The 24,064-nt window shown below is 67.4% G+C and carries 17 protein-coding genes; 7 read left to right on the top strand and 10 right to left on the bottom strand.

The annotated features are described in order from the left end of the window. Nucleotides 1-747: a hypothetical protein gene (locus HV826_RS09085; RefSeq protein ID WP_176416602.1), complete on the bottom strand. Its 747-nt coding sequence runs from the start codon at nucleotides 745-747 to the stop codon at nucleotides 1-3. Then, nucleotides 747-944 (bottom strand): helix-turn-helix domain-containing protein, encoded by a 198-nt coding sequence (locus tag HV826_RS09080; RefSeq protein ID WP_176416601.1) that lies wholly within the window; start codon nucleotides 942-944, stop codon nucleotides 747-749. Before HV826_RS09080 ends, HV826_RS09085 begins: the two co-directional genes overlap by 1 nt. A gap of 77 nt (nucleotides 945-1,021) precedes the next feature. Between HV826_RS09080 and HV826_RS09075 the strand changes: the two genes are divergently transcribed. The 6 genes from HV826_RS09075 (at nucleotide 1,022) to HV826_RS09050 (ending at nucleotide 5,408) form a co-directional block, all read left to right on the top strand. Continuing rightward, nucleotides 1,022-2,488, top strand: coding sequence for a hypothetical protein (locus HV826_RS09075; RefSeq protein WP_255217119.1), 1,467 nt, complete (start codon nucleotides 1,022-1,024; stop codon nucleotides 2,486-2,488). A gap of 11 nt (nucleotides 2,489-2,499) precedes the next feature. Beyond that, entirely contained in the window at nucleotides 2,500-2,934 is a 435-nt protein-coding gene (locus tag HV826_RS09070; protein ID WP_176416600.1) for a hypothetical protein, read from the top strand. A gap of 149 nt (nucleotides 2,935-3,083) precedes the next feature. Further along, on the top strand, nucleotides 3,084-3,380 hold the full coding sequence (locus HV826_RS09065) for a hypothetical protein (RefSeq protein WP_176416599.1): 297 nt from the start codon (nucleotides 3,084-3,086) through the stop codon (nucleotides 3,378-3,380). 72 nt (nucleotides 3,381-3,452) lie between these two features. Continuing rightward, nucleotides 3,453-3,674 (top strand): DUF6900 domain-containing protein, encoded by a 222-nt coding sequence (locus HV826_RS09060; protein ID WP_176416598.1) that lies wholly within the window; start codon nucleotides 3,453-3,455, stop codon nucleotides 3,672-3,674. 114 nt (nucleotides 3,675-3,788) lie between these two features. Then, nucleotides 3,789-4,409, top strand: coding sequence for a ribbon-helix-helix domain-containing protein (locus HV826_RS09055; protein WP_176416597.1), 621 nt, complete (start codon nucleotides 3,789-3,791; stop codon nucleotides 4,407-4,409). Between the two features lie 216 nt (nucleotides 4,410-4,625). Then, the gene (locus tag HV826_RS09050) at nucleotides 4,626-5,408 is read left to right on the top strand and encodes a hypothetical protein (protein ID WP_176416596.1); all 783 of its coding nucleotides are present in this window, start codon (nucleotides 4,626-4,628) and stop codon (nucleotides 5,406-5,408) included. Between the two features lie 2 nt (nucleotides 5,409-5,410). On the opposite strand, the gene HV826_RS09045 is transcribed toward HV826_RS09050, so the two are convergent. Together HV826_RS09045 and HV826_RS38035 are read right to left on the bottom strand one after the other, a co-directional pair. Beyond that, nucleotides 5,411-7,291: a HEAT repeat domain-containing protein gene (locus HV826_RS09045; protein ID WP_176416679.1), complete on the bottom strand. Its 1,881-nt coding sequence runs from the start codon at nucleotides 7,289-7,291 to the stop codon at nucleotides 5,411-5,413. 60 nt (nucleotides 7,292-7,351) lie between these two features. Beyond that, entirely contained in the window at nucleotides 7,352-7,735 is a 384-nt protein-coding gene (locus HV826_RS38035; protein WP_368670878.1) for an RDD family protein, read from the bottom strand. A 698-nt stretch (nucleotides 7,736-8,433) separates the two neighbouring features. Here HV826_RS38035 and HV826_RS09035 point away from each other — a divergent pair. Beyond that, nucleotides 8,434-8,673 (top strand): hypothetical protein, encoded by a 240-nt coding sequence (locus HV826_RS09035; protein ID WP_176416575.1) that lies wholly within the window; start codon nucleotides 8,434-8,436, stop codon nucleotides 8,671-8,673. Between the two features lie 115 nt (nucleotides 8,674-8,788). Here the strand turns inward: HV826_RS09035 and HV826_RS09030 are convergent, their stop codons facing one another. From HV826_RS09030 to HV826_RS09005, 6 genes are all read right to left on the bottom strand, one after another. After that, on the bottom strand, nucleotides 8,789-9,169 hold the full coding sequence (locus HV826_RS09030) for a hypothetical protein (RefSeq protein WP_176416594.1): 381 nt from the start codon (nucleotides 9,167-9,169) through the stop codon (nucleotides 8,789-8,791). Continuing rightward, entirely contained in the window at nucleotides 9,166-9,375 is a 210-nt protein-coding gene (locus HV826_RS09025) for a hypothetical protein (RefSeq protein ID WP_176416593.1), read from the bottom strand. Before HV826_RS09025 ends, HV826_RS09030 begins: the two co-directional genes overlap by 4 nt. A gap of 193 nt (nucleotides 9,376-9,568) precedes the next feature. Continuing rightward, complete coding sequence (locus tag HV826_RS09020) at nucleotides 9,569-13,747, bottom strand: SIR2 family protein (protein WP_176416592.1); 4,179 nt, start codon at nucleotides 13,745-13,747, stop codon at nucleotides 9,569-9,571. Nucleotides 13,748-13,786: 39 nt separating this feature from the next. After that, entirely contained in the window at nucleotides 13,787-15,856 is a 2,070-nt protein-coding gene (locus HV826_RS09015; RefSeq protein WP_176416591.1) for a hypothetical protein, read from the bottom strand. Beyond that, the gene (locus tag HV826_RS09010) at nucleotides 15,853-19,155 is read right to left on the bottom strand and encodes a hypothetical protein (protein WP_176416590.1); all 3,303 of its coding nucleotides are present in this window, start codon (nucleotides 19,153-19,155) and stop codon (nucleotides 15,853-15,855) included. Before HV826_RS09010 ends, HV826_RS09015 begins: the two co-directional genes overlap by 4 nt. Beyond that, nucleotides 19,152-22,850, bottom strand: coding sequence for an AAA domain-containing protein (locus HV826_RS09005; RefSeq protein ID WP_176416589.1), 3,699 nt, complete (start codon nucleotides 22,848-22,850; stop codon nucleotides 19,152-19,154). The genes HV826_RS09010 and HV826_RS09005 overlap by 4 nt, the downstream gene beginning before the upstream one ends. Between the last annotated feature and the right edge of the window lie 1,214 nt (nucleotides 22,851-24,064).

The raw sequence follows: 24,064 nt of genomic DNA, 5'->3' as shown, positions 1-24,064 counted from the left end.
TTACACCAACAGGACCTTCGCGGTCGGGAACCAGATCGCGAGCTGGTCCTCGACGCGGAAGAGTCCTCCCTTGTCGGGGTGAAGTCCGACGACGAAGTCGAAGGAGCGTTGACGAAGCGAGTGCTCCGCGTTCTTGAGGTCGGCGCTCTCGGCGCGGGTGACAAAGTCCGAGTGCGGTGCGCCCAGCTCAAGGCCGACGATCCCCGCGAGCGTCATCTCCTGCCACGAGCCGCAGGCGACGACGAAGTTGTCCTGCAGCGTGAGGTCCTTCTGGCCGCTCACGAGGTGGTGCGCGAACTGGCCGCCGGTGCCCGGCAGCTCCAGCACCTTCTGGTGCGGCTTCACGACGTGGAGATCCGAGCGGGCCATGCGCGTCGGCAAGCCGAGGAGCTTCGCCTGCTCGAGGATGTAGTCGGCGCCCGCGGTGCCGAGCGGCAGCGAGCCGATGGCGTCGAGCCAGCCGTCGGTCACGGTCTCGGGCAGACGGTCGGGGCGCAGCGTGCCGCCCACGACGGCGGGCTCGAAGGGCACGCGGTGAAGGACGGCGGCGTCCTCGAAGAGGAGCGAGACGAGGTCGACGCTGGAGAGGCGGCCACGGAAGCGCGTCCACGTGTCGAGCTTCGGTTCGGTGAGGCGCGGGCGACGTCGGCCGGTCGCTTCGTCGCGAGCGAGCGCGTGCAGCAGAGATGCGGCCCAGAGACCGGTGGGGCGCTGCACGTCGCTCAGCGTGGAGACATCGAAGGCCATCAGCGGTCCCCCTTGGAGTCTTCGGCGGCGCATTCGGCGCGGACCCACTCGTCGACCTCGGAGAGCTTGAACTTCCAGAGGCGGCCAATCCGGTGAGCCGGGAGCTTCCGCGACTCAATCCAGCGGTATACCGAGTCCTTCGCAACACCCAGGTGCTTGGCGACGACTTCGACCGAGACCCAAGGCTCTGCTGTCATCGAGATTGCTCCGGGCAACTCAGTACCACTGTGCACTCGCGCACGGTATCCAGATCGAGGGTTGCCCTCAAGAGTCGATGAGAGTCGAGAAGAATGGAAGAGGACGTTTTGATGGCCTAGACGGGCTACGCCCCGGGCAGACGCAGATTCTCGCCGCGGACTTGGACACGTCCCGCCGCCAGGCCTTCATCTTCGCCCGGGGCACCTCCGTGGCCGTGGAGAGCGGCACCTGGGACGTGCTGAGCCCCAGCGCGGACACGGTGCAGGCGACGCTGGACGAGGTGGACGCCGAGCTGACCGACCACTTCTCCGGCGACGCCCGGAGGCATGCGGCCGGTGCCGTGGACTACGCACCCCACGGCTTCATCTCCTCCAGCACCGTGCAAGAGGCCGTGGACGAAGTCGTCGACAAGCTCTCCTCGGCCGCCTCTGGCACACCGGGCGCTTCCCGCGTGGGCGCGGACGCAGTGCCCGGCACGCCCAACCTCCTGCCGGCGGGCACCGTGGACGCGCAGATCTCCTCCCTGCTGGGCTTCCTCAACACCCACCAGGGCGCCGCCACCGGGGCCCACCACGCCAGCGCCATTGGCGCCACACCCCACGGCTACGTCAGCAGCACCAGCGTGCAGGCCCAGCTCCAGGAGGTCGTCACCCACATTGGAGAGACGACGGCCAACAGCCCCGGCTCCTCTCGTGTAGGAGAAGACGCGCTTGCCGGGACGCCCCACGCCCTCCCCGCCAGCAGCCTGCGGCAGCAGCAGGTGGCCGCGCTGCTGGGCTTCCTCAACGGGCATGTCACCCAGTCCGCCGACGCGCATGAGGCCTCCGCTGTCTCCGTCGCGGACGCGGGCAACCTGCTGACGGCGGGCACCGTCGAAGCGGCTCTCGCGGAAGTCCTCTCGGCCCTCAGCGGCGGGCACTTCCGCAGCAACGAGGCGGCGGCGGGCCAGCACAAGGCCATCGTCCAGCCCGTCCTCGGCGCCGTCCGCATCCTTCTCCTCGATGCCCAGGGCGCGGGAGGCGTCGCCGCGCGGCTGCGCCTCTACGCCGACAGCGACTCGGTGTGGTTCACCCTCAACGCCGCATGGAATGGGAGCGCCTGGGCCCGGGACACCACTGGCGCGGCTGCCGCCGGCTTCCGCCTCTCGCGCAACGAGGCCGAGTTCCTCCATGACGCCAGTCTCACCGCCAGCTTCGCCTCCTGGACGCGCACGTTGCGGCTCCCCCTGAGCAGCACCACCAGCAACACCTCCTTCGAATTGGCGGGCAGCGTGCGAGAGGTGGGCCGGCTCGGCCTCCAGTACAGCAACAGCGACACCGCCGCGCACGACAGCCTCTCCGGCGGCGGCTCGGTGACGTTCCGCAGTCGCTTTCCCACCGCGCCCTCCTCCATCACCCTCAGCCCTTACGCGTTCGCCGGAAGCTTCGTCGGCAATCCCACCGTCATGGTGCCGGACAGAGATGGCTTCGCCTTCTACACCCACCAAACCCTCCCAGGCCTCGCCTCGACGTACTGGTTCGGCTCGTACACCGCCGTCGCGTGAGGACTCCACCCATGGCTATTCACGAAGTCACCGCCGACGACGTGCTTCAACGCTGCGCCCGGTGCGGCAGAGGAAATCGCCTCTCCCTTGGCACCCTGGAGGTCGGCGTCGCGCGTCGCGAGGACGTGGACGACGGCCTCGTCCAGCTCCCGCCCTGTCCCGCCTGCTGCTCCACCGAGTTCCTCATCCGCGCGCCGGAGGGCGAGCCGGAGCATCCGGCGCCAGGCAGCTTCGGGCACCTGCACCAGCTCCTCGTCGGCCACCTCCACGCAGAGCTCGTCCAACGCGGGCGCCTGCACACGGGGCTCAAGCCCAAGGGAGGTGGCGCCAGCAAGGTGGTGGCGCGGCCCCTGTCTCAAGTGGCCCGCGAGCGCTGGTTTCCGCAGGGCCTGCACATCGAGGTGCCGCCCGGCGAACACCCCCGCGCCTCGGAAGAGGCCAGCTAATAGGCATACACCGCCAGCAAAACAGAGAGCACGCGCAGCCTGTCACGCCTCAAAGCGCCCCCGAACAACTCCCTTCTCGGCTTGCTATATCTCGCGAGCAGAGCGTGTATGTCTTCGCGCGTTCCCCACCGAGCGCCAGGGAGACACCCATGATTATCGGCACCGACACCACCTACCTCGGCAACGAAATCCCCGGGCTCAAAGGGAAGAAGGTCCGCATCTTCGCAGTGCTGCGCGGCGGCCTCCGCCCCGATGCCGACCCGGACGCGGACGACTACTACTTGGACAACGACGAGAAGCTGGCGCGCCTCGGGGGCGTCACGGCAGAGGACCGCATCGACGCAGCTCCCGTCCGCTTGGACGGCACCACCTCCTTCGTCCATGTCGACCCGCGCGCCATCGACCTGGAGTGCTTCACGCATCTGCGCAATCCCAGCGCACAATGACTTGCCATCCTCTCGAAACAGAGCGCGTATGCCTCACGCGCGCCACCCAACGGCGCACCAAGGAATGAAACAATGACACCCCGCAAGCCCCGCACCGCAAAGCCTGCCCGGGCGCCCGAGGGAATCCTCAAAGCCCAACTCGAGCGCATCTCGCAGAAGCATCTCCTCTTCGAAACCCTCAAAACACAACACGGAAGCATCGACTTCAAGGAAGTCGCAGCCTGGTGTGTGAGGGCCGCCCTCGAAGAGGCATACCAACTCGGCAAGGCCGCCAGCAGCGCCAGCAGCAAGTAGCGTCTCCTCTCACCAACCATGCCCCGCCCAGCGGGGCACCAGCGCATGAGGGCCGCCGGGCCGCCCTTGTGAATGGCAGACGTGTACCCACGGCCCGGAAAGGAGAACACTACCATGCCCCGCACCACCGCCCCGAAGTCGAAGAAGCTGGAGTCCATGAACCTGACGGAGCTGCGTGCCCGCTACCGCGAAGTGGTGGGCGAGGAGACGCGCACCCCCAACAAGAAGTACCTCATCCGCCGCATCGAGGAGGCCCTCGCCGCCCAGAAGCGGCGCAGCCCCACCCGCCGGGTGGCGGCCACTGCGCCCAGCGCTCCGCCCCCGGCGCCCGCGGCACAGGCCGACACGTCGGCAGAGGGTACGCAGCAGCCTGCCCGCCAACGCGAGCGCTTCGCCGGCATGTCGCCGCAGCAGTTGCAGGAGAAGTACCGCGAAGTCGTCGGGCGACCGACTGCCAGCAGTAATGTCAGCTACCTCCAGTGGAAAATTCGGGAGGCGGAGGCCGGACGCGTCCCAGTGGGGCCCCGTCCCGAGCGCGAGGTGAAGGTGCGCGAGGACGGCAAGCGCGTCATCCCCCTCTCCTTCGACGCGGAGGACCTGGCAGCCCTGGACAAGGCCTGGCGCGACGCGGGCATGCCGAGTCGGACGGAGTTCTTCCGACGCGCTATCCGCCACTATCTCGTCGATATGGGGGCACCGGAGGTCGCGGCCCTCTTCGCCCCGGCTGAGGAGTGAGGCCCGCCATGGCGACGAAGCAACAGGCCCCACAGTCCCTTGCTTCGAATGTTGCGGCCTTCGTTACAAGGGGCTGAACTACGTCCCTTCATGGGAACGGGAGACGCGGTTCAGCACTTTCTGAGCACAGGTGAGCACGACGCGCACTGCCGAGCCTGGCCAGGCGACCGCATTGAGAGGGAGCGGCGCGCGCATGAGGAGCTTCGCCAGTCCCTCGTGCAGGAGGTACAGCGACGCACGGCGGCATTGGGAGCCGATGAGCGACTCCGGGGCGTCGACATCGTCTCCCTCACCCGCCGCAAGGTGGAGCCCATGGTGCGAGGCCTCTTCCCCCGCGCGGAACAGGACGCCGTCCTCGCCGTCCTGGAACGCTCCGTCGTATTCGTCACTCCGGCCAACATCGTCCAAGTCCTGCTGAAGTCCTCCTGGCTGAATACCGCCTGGGACCTGGCCAACCTGTACCTCCTCGGCGTCGGCGCGGAGCTGCTGGGAGGGGACGCGCCCCGCATCCTTGGCCTCAGCGAACACACCACATGCTACGTCTCCCTCTCGTACTTCGACGAGGAGTCCCCCTTCGCCGACTTCCTCGTCCATGAGGCTGCCCACGTCTTCCACAACTGCAAGCGCCGCACGGCGGGCCTGCCCGAGACACGTCGGCGCAAGTGGCTCCTCGACATCGACTACCGGAAGCGCGAGACGTTCGCCTATGCCTGCGAGGCGTACAGCCGCATCCTCGAAACCGGCGGCAGCCGCCAGGCACGCATGGCGCTCGCCGACGACTACGTGGCCAGCGCAGCACCATGTGATGAGCGTGTCTCGCTGAGCGAGGTGGTGGAGTTCGTCCGGGAAGCCGCAGCGGCGCGGAATGGGTGGAAGCGCATCCTCGCCCGGTGCGCCCCTCCGACGAGCGCCGGCACACGTGCCTCCGTGACAGCGGCAACAGCAGCCCGGCGTCACGGGCCTGAAGACTTGGGAGGGCCACCCTCTCCCACGCGGTAGCTTCAGGGCCGTCCGTCCGATTCGACGGGGGCCAGTCGCCCGTCCCTCGTGACGCGCACCACGTGGGCGGGTGCAAAGGTGCCAGCCCGGCCACAGACGACTGCGTCGAGTCGCTGGTCCGTCGTCCCCACCACGAGGTCTCCCGCCTCATCCAGCGCGTATGCCATCGGCCCGCCTGGGAGAGTCACCCAAGGCGTGGCACGCCACCGCCCCTCGGACGCGTCGACACGCACCAGACTCCCCGCACCGCCAAACATGTGCGCGAGGCCCTCCACCACCACGACGGAGCCGTGCATCCGCACGACGTGCAGCGGGTTGGCATGGGGCTCCTCCAGCACCGTCACCCGCCCCGCTTCATGCACCTCCAGCGTGCCCCCAAACTCCCCGTCGTCCCACCCGACGAGGCAGGCCTCCCCCATGGCTTCGAGGACGGAGGCGGAGTCCCCTCCTGGCACGGATGCACACGGGCTCCCTGGTGGGGGCGCCTTCGGCTTGTCCCATTGCAACTGGACGGAGGCGTGCCCCTCGCGCAGCGTCCACTCCCCGTGGCGCCCTGGAATCGGAATGAGGCGGGCGCAGTCGATGGACTCCGCGGGCTGCACCTCCTGCCCGGAGAGCCCCTCCAGGGCCAACCTCGCGTGGCTCCGCGCCACCGGAGAGGCGTGCGTCGCCACCACCTGCTGGAACAGCGACACCAACTCCTCCGTATGCGCTCGGAAGGCGTAGCTACCCAGCGCATCAACCGCCGCGGCTTGGACTTCGCTGTGCGGCGCGTACACCGCCTGGCGCAGCGCTTCGAGGGCCGCCGGGTCTCCCACGCGCCCAAGGGCCTCTGCGGCCCGTGCGCGCTCCCACCCCTCCTTCCCCGTGGCGAGCAGCCGCAGCAGCGGCTCCGTCGCGACTGGCCGCGCCACAGGCCCCAGGTACGCAAGGCTCGTGAGTGCCCGGGCACGGCATTCAGGCACGGCGAGTTGCTGGAGGACGCCCGGCACCGCAGCAGGGCTCCCGAAGGCCACCAGCGCCTGCATCGCCACGGGTGTGAGGTGCGCATCCGCCCGCTGTAGCGCCCGCAGCGCCTCGGGCTCGCCCTTCGCCCCTTCGCGCGCGTGGGCCGCCAGCACGGACGCCACGTAGGCTGCGCGCGGGGTGCATCCGTCGAAAACTGCCTCGCAGCCTGGCGCAGGCGCCGACGGGCAGGACGTCCCGGGTGGGCGCCGCAGCGTGGGCGCCTCCAGCTCCCGCGCGAGGAGCGTCCGCAGGCGCGGGACGAAGGTCGCCGAGTACATGGAGGCGCGCCGGGAGAGGACGTGGCGCACCAGCACCAGCGTCTCCCAGTTCGACTCCGGGTCCTCCAGCACGTCCAACAGCACCGGGGCCAATGTCGGGCCGAGGCGCTCCAGCGCCGACGTGGGCGACTCCAGGAGGTGGCGCACAAGGGCTGGCCTTGCTCTCTCGTCATCGAGGGAGGAGAGCGCGTGCAGGGCCAGCCCATCGGGCTCCCTCTCATACGCCTCGATGAGCGCAGGCACGGCGCCCGTGGCCTTTCCCTCCATCTTCGCCAGCGCCTGGGCCGCACCGCCGCGGACGCGACGCTCTGGGTGCCGAAGCAGCGAAACCAGTCGAGGGACGACGTCCTCTCTCTCGCGCCCCAGTTTCCAGGCCGCACACGCCTGCTCCGGTGCCGGCCACTTCTCCCCGGTGTCGGGGCCGTGGGTTTCCTGCAGCAGCGCAAGGCACGCGTCAGTGCCCTCGCAGCAACCCTCCCACGTCATGACGTCGTCCCGCTTCCACGTGTGCCGGGCGCACCCCAACGCCAGCGCCACCACCGTACACACGAGCCCGGCCAACCACCGGGAGCCCCCGGACTTCACCACTCCCTCCATGTCATTGCCTCTCATTCTCCCCTCTCGGTGAAGGGACTTCGAAACCAACGCTCCTGCCAGTCACGCACCACCCAGCGAACGCGTGCCGTGCCCGACGGCCTTCACAACGCGCGTACCGGCCACCCAGTCGTGGAGGCATCGCCGCTCCTCTCCGACGATGAAGAGCGCATCCACGAGGCCGAACCAGACGCAGTAACCGCACAGCGCCATCGGGAGCGCGTTCCGCAGCAGGGCAATACGCCACACCTCCGCCGGAAGTCCGTCTCCTCGGACGACTCGAATTCCCAAGAGCCGCTTGCCGAGGCTCGCGCCAGTGCCTCGAATCAGGCTCGCCTGCACGAGCAACACGAGGAGCGCCGGGACGTAGACGGCTGGAGCCTTCATCGCCGCCTCGTCCGGCACGGCCAGGCATCGGAGGACGCCCAGGAGCAGGGACGGGAGCACGAGCGCGGCGCCATCGATAAGGCTGGCCGCGAGCCGGGCCCTGCGCGTCGCCAGCTCCGGAGCCGCATGAAGGCACCGAGAGCACAAGCCCGCACTGGACGAGGCACAGAAGGCACAGATGAAGGTGCCGCAACGAGTACAGGCCAGGGCGGCGGAGAAGCCAGGATGCTCGGAGCATGGGGACTCCGAAATCGATTCAAGGGCTTCGCGGAAGTCGGACATGGAGGGCCGCAGCACAGCTAGGCCCGCCCCAAGGCAGCAAGTTCCTTCGGCGAGAGATTCCCGCCCGCCCCAACAAACTCGACCCAACAGGTCCAGTATACTTGACCGTCACGGCACCACCCTGCCACCCATGGGTTACCTCGACGCCTGATTCCGCTGCCTGGAAGATCGTCCCGCTCAAGAAACGGGCCCTCGGAACGCACTGCCCCAGGGCGGTTCCTCCAGGGAGGTGCCCTGGTCCCAGCGGATGGCGTGCCCCTATCGCGCCCGCCCCTCGGCCGAGCTTCCAAGGTATTTACCGAGGCCGGGGACAGCCGCGCCAATGCCCGTGTGAAACCCCGCGTATTCTCGCAAGTATTTCGCACGCCTCCAGTGCGCTCGACCTCCAGACCAAACGGACTTGCTTCATCTGAAAGCAAGAGCGTGTATGTCTTTCGCGACAGGCAACCACGCCCCCGCAGAACGCGAGGACGTCGATGAAGATTAAAAGCACCACCGCCTTCCGAGCCTACACCACCATGCGCGCGAACCAGGCCAAGGCCACCAAGCGCTTCATGGTGAAGTCCGTGAACAAGGACGGTTCGATCAGCCGCATGGCGCCCACCAAGGCCGCCTGGCAGAACGACGCGTTCGAAGATGCCGACGCCGCCGAGGCCCGACGCGCGGAGATTGAGCGGCTCAATCCCAGCTCGCGCTTCGCGGTCGTCCCGCTCTGAAGCCCCTGGGGCCACGCAGGCAGGCGTAAGGCCCGCTGTGCTGTGCCTGCCCGGAGCGCACGGCTGCGGGATGCGCCTCCGCGGATGCGCGTGTACACGGCAAGACGGGCCGCTCCTACGACGCCGGCCGCACCCATCTCCACGTGGAGCGCTTCGAGACGTACTCCCACCGGGAGAGAGCCAACCGAGGCCCGTGGCGCTGGCGTTTGAGGTACCCGCGCGCCTGGCGCTCCACCGCGCCGCGCCAGCCGAGGCCAGCCTCGGGCGACCTCGCCGGGACAGGCACGGGGCCGAGCAGGTAGACGGCGCGCGCCGGCAGGTTCAGGTGTGCGTCGCGTCGACGCGCCTCTTCGATTCGGAGCGGGGAGCCCTCAGCCTCCAAGAGCAGTCCGAAGATGACGGCGTAGCGCGCCGCCTCCCGCGCCCAGGCCGCGTGCGGTGGCGCGTGTCCCTCGTCGATGAGCAGGGAGCGCTCCCGACGAGGGCCCTCTTTCACGTCCAACGGGGCCGCCAGGAGGCAAGAACGGTACTCCCGTCGCCGAGTTGTCCGAGCAGGTACATGGTGCCGTCCAGGGTGTACCCGGACAGAGAGAGGGTATCACCGAAGAGGCGGGTGCCCTCGTCAGGGTGCTGCACCTCCACCAGCCAGGGCTGGCGCAGCAGGGCGGGTGGCGTGTCGGGGAGCGCGTGGAGAGCCGTCACTGCGGCGTGGCGTGACGCCGCGCCTTCTTCGCTTCCGCCATGTCGGACACCGTACCTGCCTCTTCGTTGGTGTCCACTGAACCGGATAACGCCCATCCCCCCTTGGGCCATCGAACGGCCCCGCCAGTGCATCTTGGATGGATACGCGCCGCTGGCTCATCTCTCGAAGGTCCTCATAGCCGCTTGGGTGTTATCAGGGCCCAGTGCGCGTCAACGCATCAAGGATGCCGGGGAGGGCCGCGTAATCGCTATATGGAAGCACCTGGACGTTGTAGTCGCGAAGATAGCGATCGCTGTCCGTGTCACTCGGATCCTTCAACAATGCGTAGTGGCGGCGAGCTGCGGAGTTGAACACATCCGCATTCCACTTGAGCACCAGATCGATATCGAACGGGTCATTCATCCCATAGCCGACGAAGAAGACCATGTACTCTTGGAGCAGGTGGCGCAGTACCGATTGATAGCCCTTATCGGAGCGGACCCGGTCGTACTCGCGCTCGGTAATTACCACGGTGTCGTATCGCTCGGCGGTCCCGTGGAACTTGAACAGGACGCGGCGCCCTGCCTTCAGATCATTGAGCACTCGATCGGCTTCCCTCCAGGTGTACGGTTGCCGACGTGGTGTCTCCCCAAGTTCCTCGATGAGCGGGTCATAGTTGGTGGTCAGGATCGCACCGATACCAAGGCGGGCGATGACGTTGTGGACAACGCCCGGGGCTGCATCAGGGGGCCGGAAGATGTCGTTGAGCGCGTCCTGGTACCCGCGGTCCAGCGCGGTGACCAGGGAGCCCAGCTCCGCGAGCATAACCTCAAGACGCATCTTCTTCGTGAACTGGACGCGCTTGGCCGCGATGATCTCCGCGTCGAGCACTCCCTGACGCTCACATTCATCCAGGAAACGATGGGGAAGCTGAAGCCATTTGGGGAAATTTCCCCGGACGCCCTCGCTCAATGAGAGCCCAGAGCCGATGCAGAGGGCCAGTTTCTTGGAACGATAGGCGTCAAGAAGGGGCGGCGGAAAGGAGAAGGTCATGGGATTTGGAATTACCGGCGAAGTCGCCCTCGTGGAATCAACAGGTGTCCTGGCGACCGAGGAACCTGTCTCAAGGATCCAGACGTTTCCCCTCACGTCTCCTGCACAGACGAAATCTGGCCCGATAGCCACCGTCAGGAATCCATTGAAGCCGTGGAGGGTATAAAGGCACTGCCCGGAGCGGAGATCCCATACCTTGAGCGTCCCGTCCTCGGAGGCGGATACCACGCGCCGCCCATCAGGCGTCACCGCGCAACCCCGCACCTTGTCCTCGTGGCCCTTGAGCGTGGCCACCTCCCGCCCCGTCTCCACCTCCCACACCTTGAGGGTCCCGTCCTCGGAGGCGGACACCACGCGCCCCCCGTCCGGCGTCACCGCGCAGCAAGTCACTTCGCCCTCGTGGCCTTTGAGCGTGGCCACCTCCCGCCCCGTCTCCACCTCCCACACCTTGAGCGTCCCGTCCTCGGAGGCGGACACCACGCGCCGTCCGTCCGGAGTCACTGCGCAGCCATTCACCCAGCTCTCGTGGCCCTTGAGAGTGGCCACTTCCTGCCCCGTCTCCAACTCCCACACCTTGAGCGTCCCGTCCGCAGAGGCGGACACTACGTGCCGCCCGTCCGGCGTCACCGCGCAGCCATTCACCCAGTCCTCGTGGCCTTTGAGCGTGGCCACCTCCCGCCCCGTCTCCACCTCCCAAACCTTGAGCGTCTTGTCCTCGGAGGCGGACACCACGTGCCGCCCATCAGGCGTCACCGCGCAACCCCGCACCTTGTCCTCGTGGCCCTTGAGCACGGCCACCTCCTGCCCCGTCTTCACCTCCCACACCTTGAGCGTCCCGTCCTCTGAGGCGGACACCACGTGCCGCCCGTCCGGCGTCACCGAGCAGCCATTCACCCAGCTCTCGTGGCCCTTGAGAGTGGCCACCTCCTGCCCCGTCTTCACCTCCCACACCTTGAGTGTCTTGTCACCAGAGGCGGACACCACGCGCCGTCCGTCCGGCGTCACCGCGCAGCCATTGACCCAGTCCCAGTGGCCCTCCAGCGTGGCCACCTCCTGCCACGTCTCCAACTCCCACAGCTTCAACGTTCCGTCGTCGGAGGTGGACACCACGCTTCGTCCGTCCGGCGTCACCGCGCAGCCACGCACCTTACCCTTGTGGCCCTTGAGCGTGGCCACCTCCCGCCCCGTCTTCACCTCCCACACCTTGAGCGTCTTGTCCTCGGAGGCGGACACCACGTGCCGCCCATCGGGCGTCACCGCGCAACCCCGCACCTTGTCCTCGTGGCCCTTGAGCACGGCCACCTCCCGCCCCGTCTTCACCTCCCAGACCCTCAGCGTCTTATCCACGGAGGTGGACACCACATGCAGCCCATCCGGTGTCACCACGCAGCCACGCACCCTGCCCTCGTGGCCCTTGAGCGTGGCCACCTCCCGCCCCGTCTTCACCTCCCACACCTTGAGCGTCCCGTCGTCGGAGGCGGATACCACACGCCCCCCGTCCGGCGTCACCACGCAGCAAGTCACTTCGCCCTCGTGGCCCTTGAGCGTGGCCACCTCCTGCCCCGTCTCCACCTGCCACACCTTGAGCGTCCTGTCCCCGGAGGTGGACACCACGCTTCGTCCGTCCGGCGTCACCGCGCAGCCGGTCACTTCGCCCTCGTGGCCCTTGAGAGTGGCAACCTCCCGCCCCGTTTCCACCTCCCACACCTTCAACGTTCCGTCCGCAGAGGCCGACAACACGTACCGCCCGTCCGGTGTTACCACGCAGCCATTCACCCCGTCCTTGTGGCCCTCCAACGTCCGCTCGTGCGCCCCGGCCCGTACGGGATGCCTCAGCCGCAGTTCGGGCATCCCATCTGGAAACCCCAACTCCTTCTCAAGCCGCTCCCTCTCCCATCCCCCACAGCGAAGCCAGTTGTAGACATGCAAGGGCAGCGCCTTCGCATCCCTCTTCAAGACATGCGAGCCCGCCTGGATGGCACGCAGGAGCGCCCTCGCCAACTCCTGCTCGGGCTCAGGCACCTCCACCACGGCGCTCTTCAGAGCCTCTTCCACGGACAGCACTCCGGCCTCGTGGCACCGCTTCTCCAAGTAGCCCATGTCCGTGTACAGCTTGCGTGCCTGCTCCCACTGCTCCGCTTTCAGCAAGTGCGTCACGCCATGGCGCAGCGCATAGCTCTTGCGAAAGCCTCTCTCGCCCCAGGCCACGGGCCACTGACAGAGCTTCCCGGCCATTCGCGAGTGCAGCACCTTCGCCCGCTCAGCACCCAGCTTTGTCAGGACGAACCTTCGAAAGGACTCGTGGAAGGGCCGCCACGCCTTCTCGTTGCGCCCAGGTGCCACCTCTTCCAGCAGGAACGAGCGCGCCACCCGGAGGAATCGATCGGGCTCACCCATCGCCCGCCAGCCGGCCACGTCCGACAAGATCGACCGCGGCAGCGCGTCACGCGCCACGGCCATCACCCCCAGGCCTTCCTCCGCCAGGCCCCGGAGTTCCGGAGCCAGCTTCTGGATGCGCTCCCAACTCTCGTCGAGCAGCGCCTCAAGCCCTCGCGGAAGAAGCTCCGCCTGCCTCTTCTCCACGGGCTGGGTCTCCAGCCACTCCGCCAGCTTCACCGAGTAGAGGATGTTTCCCTCGGCCCGCTGGAGGACCTCCTCCACGAACCCCTGAGCCAGCGGAGGGTTGAACCGGGAGGTGGCTCGCTCCTGTGCCCAGTACTCGCGCACCACCTGCCGGTTCGAGCGCGCCCACCGTTCGTCATCCAAGTCGATCGTGCGCAGGCCGTCCCGTGCTTCTAGCCAGCTCAAATGGGGGTAGGTGGGGCGTGAGGCACAGAGCACCTTCACACCGGGCGGCAGCGTAGGCGGCAGAAAGCCCGACAATGGATTGGAGCCGTCCGCGTCTTCCTCCACCTCATCGAGCCCATCGACCATCAGCACCAGATGTCCCTGGCGCGGCCCCAGCACCTGGGACACTTTCACCAGCAGCTTGGTCAAGCGCGACTCGGGGCGTGCCTCTGAATCCACCAACTCCGGGTGGAGACTCTCTGTCTGCGCCGCCAGGTTGCGCTTCACCACTTCGGGCCGATCCCGATCCTCCACGCCGTGCTGCAGGAAATGATGGGGGACGCGCTGCCCGGCGGCTTCGCGCCGTCTCAGCCACTCGGTCATGAGCGCGCTCTTGCCCAAGCCGGGTCCTCCCTTGACCAGCACCCAGCCACGAGAGGTCCCCCCCAGAAGGAGCGCATCCAGCTCCGTCAGCACATCCTCACGGCCGAGCAGCGAGCCATGGCGCCCTCGCTCCAGCTCGAAGTCGATGATCTCGGTCGCCGGGGCCATGGTCCAGGATCTCCAATGCGAAGCGCGGCCTGGGAGGCCTCACGTGTTCGGTGTCGTGGCGGGAGCGGTCCATGCTCTCGCCAGCAGGGCCACGCCGCCGGACGCCAGACCGATCCGCTCTTCGGTGACGCGCAGCAGCCCGTATCCTCGAAGGAGCCGCACACGCGACTCAACCCAGGCCGCCTCCCGCCCGCCCAACGCCCATGCCAGATCTTCCCGGCTCAGCGGCTTGCCCGGCTCGGCGAAGTCCGCGACGGCCCGCAATACCTCTGCGGCCCCTTCATGAGACTGCAGAGGAGTCCAGAGCAACTCGCGCGCAGCCTGACTGAAGGTGCTGCCCTGCCAGGCCTGCTCCACGTGCGCGAGTTCGAAGCGCCGCCGCCGCCCCCCAGCGCACGCAAGTAATACTGCCAAGGCACGGCATAGGTGGAACAAGAGGGTCGGGTTGCCGCTCGCCAGGAAAGCGAGCCGGTCATAGCTTCCCGGAACCTCCGCCTCGATGCCGACCCACCCCAGCATCACCCGCGCCTGCTCTCGGAGCGAGGCGGCGGAGCGGGGTGGTAATTCGATGACGCGGAACATGCCAGCGGCGCTGCGCTCGATCATCTCCCGTGCCTCGGAGCGGACCGCGACGAGCACCGCAGGCGCTGGGTTCTGGCTGGTCCGTGCCCAGTGAAGCTCCCGCGTCATCCCCCGCACCGCATCCGCGCTCAAGCGATCGACGCCGTCGATCAGAAGCACGCGCGCCTGTGGCAACTCCCCCTCCTTGCTGGCCTCGACGATCGCCGATTCCGGAGACTGCGCGGCCAGTTCGGCGAGCAGGGTGCTCTTGCCCATTCCGGGGGCCGCCACCAGCAGCGTGGGCTGCTCAGCCAGGAGGAGCCCCCCGGGCAGATCCTGGCGCTCCCAGCGTGTGGACTCGTCGACTATCACCGTATCGAAGGCACGATCCAGGGGGAGCTGGCGCCCCAGTTGCGCGAGCAGCCTGGACCGGCGGCGGGTGTGATCATGCAGCACCGCGAAGACGTCCTGGAGGCGCAGGTGCAGGGTGTTGTCGGCGGGGTCCGGCGGACCGCGGACGACTCGGACGACGAGCTCACCGGCAGGGACAGCCGGCGACGCTTGCGCTTGGCTTGGCAGCCAGAGCGGAATGCCTTTCGGCCATCGGCGCCGGCCAAAGGCATGGAACCCGGGCGCGCTGAGATCATCGACGTGGATCACCGTTCCGGCCGCGGAGGCTTCCGTCCGGAGCACCTCGCACTCCAGCACCGCCGCCAGGGCCTGAAGCAGGGCAGCCCGCTCGGGCTCGCCTTCCTCCTTCCCCACCGCCTTGAGCGCCTTGAGCAGCCTCCAGGCTGCCTCATCGGACGCATCAGGGACATACCTCTCGAAGCCTGGTGGAATTAGTCCGTCTCCGAAGAAGCAGTCCACCACGCCATCCAGGGGCTCCGTCGAGTAGGGCCAGATGGGGGGAGAGGGGACGCTGACCGCCGGTGGACGGTCCGCACTGGGCCCCGCCTCGATGGCAGCCGCAGCGGCTTCGAGCGCGCCCAGGCGGAGCGCCTGCGCGACGTTGGCCTTCCACTCCTCGAACATCTGGCCATTCAGCGCGGGCGGACGTGCTGTCTCCCCGAGTCGGCGCTCCAATTCTCGCACCTGCTTGAACTCCGCCTCGGTCACCTGCTGCTCAAGGGGCTTCAGCCGTGAGCGTCCCTCCCGCAGCCGCCTCGATCCCAGTTTCAGAATGGCCTCTGCTTCAACGCGGACACCGAGCCGCTGGGCGCGCTCCGAGAGCCCGGCGAGTGTTCCACGCAGCTCTTCAATGGCCGCGGCGGTGACCCGCTCCACCTGGGCCTCCAAGTCCTTGACGAGGGAGGCCTCCACATGGGTCAGGAAGGCCTCGTCCTGAAGCAGCAGCGCGGCCAGTTCGAACTCGCCCTGCTGGACGAGCGCCCCGATGACGTCCGCGTGCCTCATCGGGCGCGCCAGCGTGGCGCCACACGCTCGGATCACGGTATGTGCATCTTCGACATCGGCAAAGACCGCGAGCCACGACTCGGGGCCCTGCCGGGTCAACGGCCATGCGGCGAGCAGGTCGGCGAGCTTCACGATTCCTCCGCGCTGAAGAGCGGTTCGAGACGGGCCAGCGCGAAGCGCCGCACGGGCTCGGCCAACGGGTCGAGGGTGCCGGGCTCCACACCGAGCCCCGCCAGCTCACGCTTGAGCGTCCCGCTGGCCTTCAGCACCCGAGCCTCTGGAGCCGTCACCCCGGGGGGCACCGCCAGCTCCACCCAGCTCCGAGCCGACTTGAGCATGATCTGGAGCCGCTTCAGGCAGGAGGGGCGCTTGCGATCAGTGATTTGATGGTTGTGCTCATCCCGCTCCTCATAGCTGGCATCGTCCATGAGGCGCTCGACGTCCATCCCTGCCTCATCGAGCTGGGCAATGTACTGCCCGAGTCCAGCGGGGTCGTCCCCTGACAGCCCCCCCCGCATCCTCCCCAGCAGATAGTCGGGCCTTTGCAGCCGTTCCCACGTGTGCTCACCCAGTGGGAACCGAAACCCGATGTTCTCCGCAGACTCCAGCGCGCGGACGAATTCCGCGCGGGCCTGGTCGATCTTCTCCCGCCGCTGCTTCTGCCCCGCACTCCGCCGGAGCAGGGCCATCGGGAGGGGCTGAAGCGCCTCGGCATAGTAGGTCCGCGCGGCCTGGGCCCATGAGCGGAAGCTCGCAGGAAGCCGTGCCTCCAGGCTTCGCAGGAGTTTCAGGTCGTCGAAGCGCCCCTGCTCCAGCGCGGAGACCAGCACCAGCAATGCGACGGCCTGAGCCTGCCCGGCCCGCATCACCTCCGCCGCTGGCAGGCTCACGGCGGGCAGCGTGGGAGCCTGCACGGACACCGCGAACCGCGCCAACCATGCTTCGAGGCCGAGCTTCCCCTGGTCCGGCTCGGGCATCAGGAGCGCGCTCCCGATGAAATCCGTCTGTCTCCACTGGTACTCGGCAAGCCAGCACCGCCACCGCCTCCCGCCCTCACTATCCAGTTCGGCGGCGCTGGCAATGGCGGCGCCCGCAGCGCGAGCGAGCAACGGCTCAGCGATACGCGCCTGCTCCAGTACCTCAAGCTCATTCCAGGGTGCCTCCCTAGTGCCGAACCACCTCAGCAGCAATTCACCGGGGTCATCGGTGCCTCGCAGCTCACGGAACAGCGGCTGGAGCGGAGGAGGCACGGGGTGCTCGAGAGCGGGCACGAGCGCGCTCTTGGTCCGTGCGGCTAGCGGCGCGAACTCCTGAGGCCAGTGGTGGCTCAGCACCTGGAGAACCTTGTCCACCACCGCGGGCTCGTGGATGCAGACGCTGATCTCCGCCCGTTCGCGCCGCCCCGAAGCTCCCTCGTAGTCGCCCCCATAGGAGAGGAAGTTGAAGCTCCCGATGGTGACCTCGTCATCCGACACCAGGATCTTGGCATGGCTTCGGGCCTCGGTCAGGAAGAAGCGATCGGGGTAATCCTGGGCCAGCGGGACGAGGCGTGCGGCGGGACCGTCCGCCATGTCCGTCGCTCCCTCCCGGCGGTAGACGAGGGCACAGGAGGCCCCCCCCGCCAGACGCGTGCGCAGATGCCGCGCGAAACGATCGGTGACGACATCTGCACTCAACTTATCGGACAGGATCGCCAGCCGCCGCTCGGTACTCCGCAGGCTCCTCCAGAGCGCCTCGCGGTGCTCCCGGTCAACAACCAGCTCAGCGCCATGCCGGTGCTGGAGGCTGAGCGTCTGAAGTTTCTCGTGCACCGCGGACCACTCCGTCGCCCAGAAACGAATGGCCGGCGACGCTCCCACTGCGTCTCCTTGGATCGCCCTGGGCTCCGGCACGTCCGGAGGCAGCGGCACGACCAGCTCAGGCTGCTCCACCGCCCCCAGTTCGTCCGGCAACAACAGCAGGCGCTGACTCTGGCGATAGTCCGGGAAGGCGGCCCGGGCCCAGTCCAGCAGGGAGAGCACGGCCGCCGGTGCCCTACCGGGCGAGCTGCCCTCGATCAACACCCCCATCTCCAGGCTGTCCCGATGGGTAGGCGGATCAAGGAAGTTGTAGCTGGTGACCAACGCCTGATGGGCGTCGCGGATCACGAACTTCGCATGCAGCGTGCTGGAGCGAAGCGTGAAGAGAAACCGGCCGGGGTGGCGCTCGGCGAGGTCCACCAGAGCGTTGCGGACATTGAGGTCCAGCGTCGAGTCCGCCTGGATGCCCCACAGTAGGAAGATCTGGACTCCCCGAGCGAGAGCTCGCTGGATCAGGTCGAACCAGCTCTCGTTGCCCCCAGGCAGCGGCGCCAGGAGCGCCTCAAGCCGGACCCAGGGGTTGCCCAGGAGCAGTTGGGTCTCGGCCTGGAGCAACAATCCGCGAATCACTTTCTCGTGATCCTCGTAGCCCTCGACGGCACGGACAGCCGCCTCCTTCCGGGCCTGAGCCCGGATGTCGTCTGTGGCCTCTCTGTACATCTGCACGAGCTGGGCGTGGCGTTGCTTGAGCACACCGGGATCCGTGGACTCCAGGCTCTGCACCGTCCGGCCCAGGCGATGTAGCGAGGAGACGCGGGAAAAAGGCTCATCCTCCCTGGCCTCCTTTCCGAACGCCTCGCGGAAGCGCTTGAAGAAGATCTGGTCGGGAAGGCGCTCGGCCAGGCTCGACAGGCTGCGCGCGATGGCCTTGCGCACGGGGGGTGGCACCTGCGGCGCATCGACGATGTCGAAGATCAGCCGCTCCGAGTCGCTGTCCTGGGAGATGTCGACCACGAGAGGAAGAAACCGGCGTTGCTGCACCAGCGCGTCGCCGCCGCGGGCTTCCACAAGCAGCTGGTCTGGCTCCACCCAGGCTTCCTGGGCTACCAGCGGTCGGCCGAGCATTCGGGCGTTCCGTTCGATCTCACGCTGAACCGCATCCAGGAGTTCTCCCCGCGTGACGCGCTCCAGAGCGAGGCCAGACTGCAGCGTCGGGACGAGCGAGCTTTCAGGCCCGAAGGGGGTCTGCCGCCCGATGTGCGGCAGTACCGCGCCCGAGACCATCTCCTGAATCAAAGGAACAACCTCAAGGTTGTTCTCTGCGGTGGCCAGCGTCTCCAGCTTACCGCTCTCGTGCGCCTTCTTCGCCTCTCCCGCCAACTGGACCTTGGTCTCCGTCGCGAGGACGACGACATAGCCCTTCAGCCAGAAGTCGTAGATCAGATCCAACACGGGCCGGAGGCCGATCCCCATAACCTGGGAGAGCGCCGCCACCTCATCGAGACCGGCGCCAATTGCCTTGAGAGCCACCAGCTCAATGGGGGTCAGCATGTTGGAGTTGGCGACCACCCGGGCCCGCGCACCAAAGGAGATGCAGGGGATCAGGATCTCTTGCGCTCTCAGCTTCTTCACGAGTCCCTCTCCGCGCTCAGCACCTTCGCCGCCGACACGACCGCGCCCTGGCGCCGGATCTCCGTGATGATGGTGCTCCAGAACTGGATGTCCTTCCGCTCTGGATTCAAGATCGCCTGCTGCTCGAAGTGCGACAGCCGGCCCACGATGATGAGGAGCTTGCGGGCTCGAGACAACAGGACGTTCACCCGGTTGGGCGAGACGAGATAGCCGATGTTCGTCTCGGGTCGCTTCTCGTCACGCTGGACTGAGCGGACCAGCGAGACCACCACCACGTCCGCCTCGCGGCCCTGGAAGCTGTCGACGGTGTGCAGATGAGGGATCGCCCAGTCCGGCAGACCCGCCCGCAACATCAGATCCTCCTTCTGCGCGCTGTAGGGCGTCAGCAGCGCGAAGGCGTCATCTCGTGCATCCCGCCCGCCTGTCACCGGCACGGGCGACATCTGCGCCAGCAGGTGCTTGATCACCCGGGCCTCCCCCTCGTTCTTCCAGGCGCGCTGGTCGTTCGTGTCCTCCACGTCTTGCGTGTCGAGCCAGAGCAGGGCCCGGCCCCGGAGGAAGGATGGCCGGGTCAGGGCATGAGGCAGCGCGGTCCCCGGGGCCGATTTCAACCACCCCTCCGGATAGAGCTTGCGCTCTCCAGAGGCGGGATCGATGCGCTCGCAATAGAAGGCCTGCGAGACGATCCGGCAGATATCCGGATGCATCCGGAACTGGAGATCGAGCTCATCGAGTGGCTCGGTCAGGCGGGACGAGCGCGGGCGCGCCTCCCGGCGGTCGGAGCGGTTGTCGAACAAGCTGCCGAAGAGCCGGAAGACGTCCATGTAGGCCGTGCGCCGATCTCCGTGCAGCCGCAGCTCATCGACGTCACTGCGCTGGCAGGCCTCCAGGAAGCCCTGGACCGAGAGTTCGTCGAACGCCGGCAGTTGGAAGTGGTCTCCAATCAGGGTCCACCGCAGCCCACGGACCAGAGGCTGTGCCAGCTCCGTGGGCCATGCGCGCGCCGCCTCTTCGACGATGACCCAGTCGTACAGCCCGCTGGTCCCTCCCGTGGAGACGTTGCGCTCCGTGCAGGCCCCCGTGGTGGCGAAGACAAGGTTGGCGCCGCGGCGAATGCGGTCCCGGATCTCCAACTCGACCCGGGGAGCCTGGCTCATCCAGTCGGACACTAGCGCCTTGAGTGGCTCATCCAGGGCACGGCCGTCGGGCAGCTTGTGTTCGTCCAGGGCCTTCCGGCAGGCGCGCTTGATCCTATCCACGGTGTCGGTGGCCTGCCGCTCTGGCAGCAGGGCCTCCATGCGGGGGTGGAGCTTCTCCTCAGCCACCGCGAAGTTCGAGGCCACCCGCACGGCCACCACGTCCTGCTTCTCCTTGCGGCAGCGGTCTAGGATCCGCAGGGCGAGGTTGTCCAGGGCGTAGTGGGACTGGCTGCTGATGAGGACTCGCTGACTCGGATCGGAGCGCAGGTGGGCTGAGACGGCGACGGAGGCGACCGTGGTCTTCCCCGTTCCGGGCGGGCCATGCAGACCATAGAAGGGCTCGCTGCTGAGCATGTCCTTGACGATGTCGGGGCTGCGCCCACTCAGATCGCTGCCAACATTGCTCCACCGCGCGCGAATGCCCTTGATGGCTGTCGGGCTGTGGAGCTGATGCAGAAGCGAGCGCGCCCGCAGCAGTTCCTGGACGGCATCCTCCTGCCGGACGAGCTGCGAGTAGCTGCCCTGGTCTTCGTCGGGACGGATCCAGCCGTTGTCCGGAAAACTCTGGTTTTCGCCCAGCAGCTGCACCTGCACGGTGTCGTCATCCAGCCGCCGCTTGAACACCGCCTTGGCGATGGGGCCCGCTCGGAAGTCTGGGGTGCCCCCGGCATCCCCGTAGATCGCCAGCGGCACGGTTCCCTCGCCGTCCAGGCTCTCGAGCAACCGCCCCATCGGCGTCCGCACCTCCCGGAAGTAGAGGGATCGGAGTGCGTCATTGAACTGGAGCCTGCGGTCACGTGTCGTGTCCAGGCGCAGATCCGCCACATTCCCCGAGCGCTGAAGCACCTCGAAGGGAAAGACGCGAGCATCCAGCTCGCAGTGCCTGAAAGCGATGAGGAAGGACAGCGCGTCGTCCATCACCGTCATCCACTCCGGCGTGGAGCGCTCGAACTCGATGGACTGCAGCAGGGGCTTCCACGTCCGCCCCTCGGCCCGAACTTGGTCCAGTTCCAGGGCGCGCTTCACCCACACCGGGAGGAACCGCAGCTCGCCAGGGATTCCTCTGCGAAGCGGCGTCTCGCTCAGGCGCCAGCCTCGCCGCTGGTGGATCACGTACTTGATGAGGAGCAGCTTCTCGACTCGCCGGTCCTCGCGGCTATAGGCGGGGCCCGGCTCGACGTAGAAGTCGCAGAACCAGTACGCCTGCTTCCCAACGAGGACATACTTGGCTGCGCGCAGGGAGCGAAGCTCCTGCTCGGTCTGCGCCCGCCTGTACCCGCTGAAGCCCTCTGGGCAGTACAGCACCTCCGCCCCACGGAGCTCGTCCTCCAAGAATCCGCGGAGCTGCTCGCGCCCCTCGTCACCCATCGGATCCTGGTCAACCCACCCCCACTTGTAGAGCGTCTTCTTGCTCTCGTCGGGCATGAAGCCCACGTAGAACACGCCGGGCTCGGACACCTGGGAAATGCTCGCCACCAGCCGTCCGTAGTCCTGGGTGAGATCACGCAGGACGGCGAAGATGCTGGGGCGGTCCCGGGGCTCCCAGGCCAACATGTCTCGGAGCAGTGCCGCCAGTGGCCGCGGCAGCCGGGGGTCCTGCAGCCGCGCGCGCATGTACTCGTTGAACTTGCGGACCGACCCCAGGCTCCGCTCCAGCCCGGACCAGGCGACCCGGTCCTGCTCGAATGACCGATCCTGCGAGGAGTAGGCCTTCACGAGCCAGCACCAAGCGAGAACGCCCAGGGCATAGACATCGGCGCGGTCGCTCTCGAAGGAGCCCGAGGGATCGTCCTCGAAGAGCCACTGCGCACGCTCGGGTGGGCAGTAGGGCAAGGTCTCGTCCGAGGAGCCGAGATAGAGGCGGCGCAAGGCGTCTGCGGGCAGCCGCTCGCCCCCCAGTTGGCGTCGCACGAGGTTGCTGACCATCGCGCTCATCTCGAAGCGAGAGAGACGAAGCCCGAAGCGGACATCCCGGGTGCCAGGGTCCTCCCCGTCCTCGATGTACTCGATGGAGTCGGGGTGGAGATTGCGATGGGTGAGGCCCTGCTCGTGAAGCAGGCTCAGGCCATGGGCGAGCAGCGCCAGTTGGCGCAGGGCCTGCTCGCGGTTGCTCGCTACGTATGCCATCGCGCCTTCGTCCGACAAGCGGTAGCGCGCCGCTTCCGTGATGACGAAGGCCAGATCGCTCTCGTCGACGTACGCTCCGCCCAGGATGAGGGGCAACACGGGGTGCTGGCGGGCCGACACGCGCAGGAGCGCGCGGACCTCGCGAGTCCACAAGGCTCCGCCAATGGTGGCGATTCCCTTGTAGACCTGAAGACTCACGCGCTGACTGTCCGGATCGAGCAGCGTGAAGCGGTACAAGGTGTCCGGGATGACGATCTCCCCAGGCTCCTCCGACATCTGCCGGTACCGCCCATAAAGTGCGTTGGGGCCACAGAAGAGACGTTCAATCTCCTCCGTGATCTCAGGCGCTGGGGCCAGCGACTTACCCATGAGCTACTCCCACCCACATGCGGAGCGCCAGCTCGCGATCCGACCTACCTTGGGCTCCGCGCAAGAGCGCCTCCGATGGTGAAAAACCGAGACCTCATTATGCCTGTGCCTACTCCAAATTCCGCCGTTGCGTCATGGGTACGTCAAGTCCGCTTCGCAGCGGGTAAAGGCGAGTGAGCGCGGCGCGCGACGCCATCGATTTCCTGTGCCGGCGAAGGGAACCGGAAACACCGAGGGTACTGCGCAACCTCAAAATTCGAGCTCCGGCCCCCGCCTGCTTGAACGTCCGAGGCTTCGAGGAAGTGGCGGAGGTGAGCGCCTGGCCGAGCTGGGCGCCTGCCCCGGTCGAGGGACTGCGTCCCAAGCCGTGCCAGATCGTCCTCACCGCGGCGGAGGAGCAGCCTCGACTTGTGCCGTTGGACAAAGAGCCCGCGTGAAGCCCAGAGGTGATGCTCGCCATGCACAGTCCCGAGCACGACGCCGTCGGCAGACGTCACCTATCGCCAGCGCCCACTCAACGGAGGTTATTCGGCTCAGCCACAGTGGAACGGCCCGCGCTACCGCCGCTGCAGGCAGGGCGTTACTCACGAGGCCACCAGCGCACGGCCTCGAGCAAGCCTCCCACCGGAATGCAGGGCCGGGATCGCTTCAGGCAGGGCGCTCGCTGGAGGAGCGGACACGCAGGAGTCGGTGGCGCCGCCCCACGGTGCTGCATGAAGTCCCACATGGCCACCCCCCCATGCGACATCTCCCCACACCTTCCTCCAATGAAGGATTCTGGACGCCATCCCCAATTCGCGATAGTCGGGAGCAGCCGCACCGAAGTTTGCGGACACTCAATCGGACCCCGAATTTTCCCGACTTCACCTAACCCCAGGATGTTCCTCGTGTTTTCCGTCGCAGTCTCTGGAGAGAAGGCCGAGAACAAGTTCGCGCAGGGCTTCAGTCGGGGAGCTGAACGAAGGGCCCTACCAACCGGTAGGGCCCTTTTGTTTTATATGGGCCTCGCGATGAAAATCGCGGGGCCTTCGTGCTTAAGCCCCTGAATCACAAGGGATTCTGGCTCGCGGTGACGAAGAGGGCCCTCTCGGCTCTCCACCCCGCAGACCGAGATGCCCCCTCTCCCCCGCCGCCGATTGGGCTCTCTGAAGCGCTCTTTCGCCCGTTTTGGGGAGAGAGAGGCCGAGAGTGGTTAACAGTTTTGTTAACCACCG

Source organism: Myxococcus sp. AM010 (genome assembly GCF_013372585.1).
GTDB lineage: Bacteria > Myxococcota > Myxococcia > Myxococcales > Myxococcaceae > Myxococcus > Myxococcus vastator.
The sequence above is the reverse complement of the archived record's forward strand: the minus strand, read 5'-3'. Positions and strand labels throughout refer to the sequence as shown.

Coding starts and splice junctions, on each gene's coding strand:
- HV826_RS09080 (WP_176416601.1), bottom strand. CDS start 944: ATGACAGCAGAGCCTTGGGTCTCGGTCGAAGTCGTCGCCAAGCACCTG.
- HV826_RS09055 (WP_176416597.1), top strand. CDS start 3,789: ATGCCCCGCACCACCGCCCCGAAGTCGAAGAAGCTGGAGTCCATGAAC.
- HV826_RS09045 (WP_176416679.1), bottom strand. CDS start 7,291: ATGGAGGGAGTGGTGAAGTCCGGGGGCTCCCGGTGGTTGGCCGGGCTC.
- HV826_RS09005 (WP_176416589.1), bottom strand. CDS start 22,850: ATGGGTAAGTCGCTGGCCCCAGCGCCTGAGATCACGGAGGAGATTGAA.
- HV826_RS09070 (WP_176416600.1), top strand. CDS start 2,500: ATGGCTATTCACGAAGTCACCGCCGACGACGTGCTTCAACGCTGCGCC.
- HV826_RS09035 (WP_176416575.1), top strand. CDS start 8,434: ATGAAGATTAAAAGCACCACCGCCTTCCGAGCCTACACCACCATGCGC.
- HV826_RS09085 (WP_176416602.1), bottom strand. CDS start 747: ATGGCCTTCGATGTCTCCACGCTGAGCGACGTGCAGCGCCCCACCGGT.
- HV826_RS09065 (WP_176416599.1), top strand. CDS start 3,084: ATGATTATCGGCACCGACACCACCTACCTCGGCAACGAAATCCCCGGG.
- HV826_RS09020 (WP_176416592.1), bottom strand. CDS start 13,747: ATGGCCCCGGCGACCGAGATCATCGACTTCGAGCTGGAGCGAGGGCGC.
- HV826_RS09075 (WP_255217119.1), top strand. CDS start 1,022: ATGAGAGTCGAGAAGAATGGAAGAGGACGTTTTGATGGCCTAGACGGG.
- HV826_RS09060 (WP_176416598.1), top strand. CDS start 3,453: ATGACACCCCGCAAGCCCCGCACCGCAAAGCCTGCCCGGGCGCCCGAG.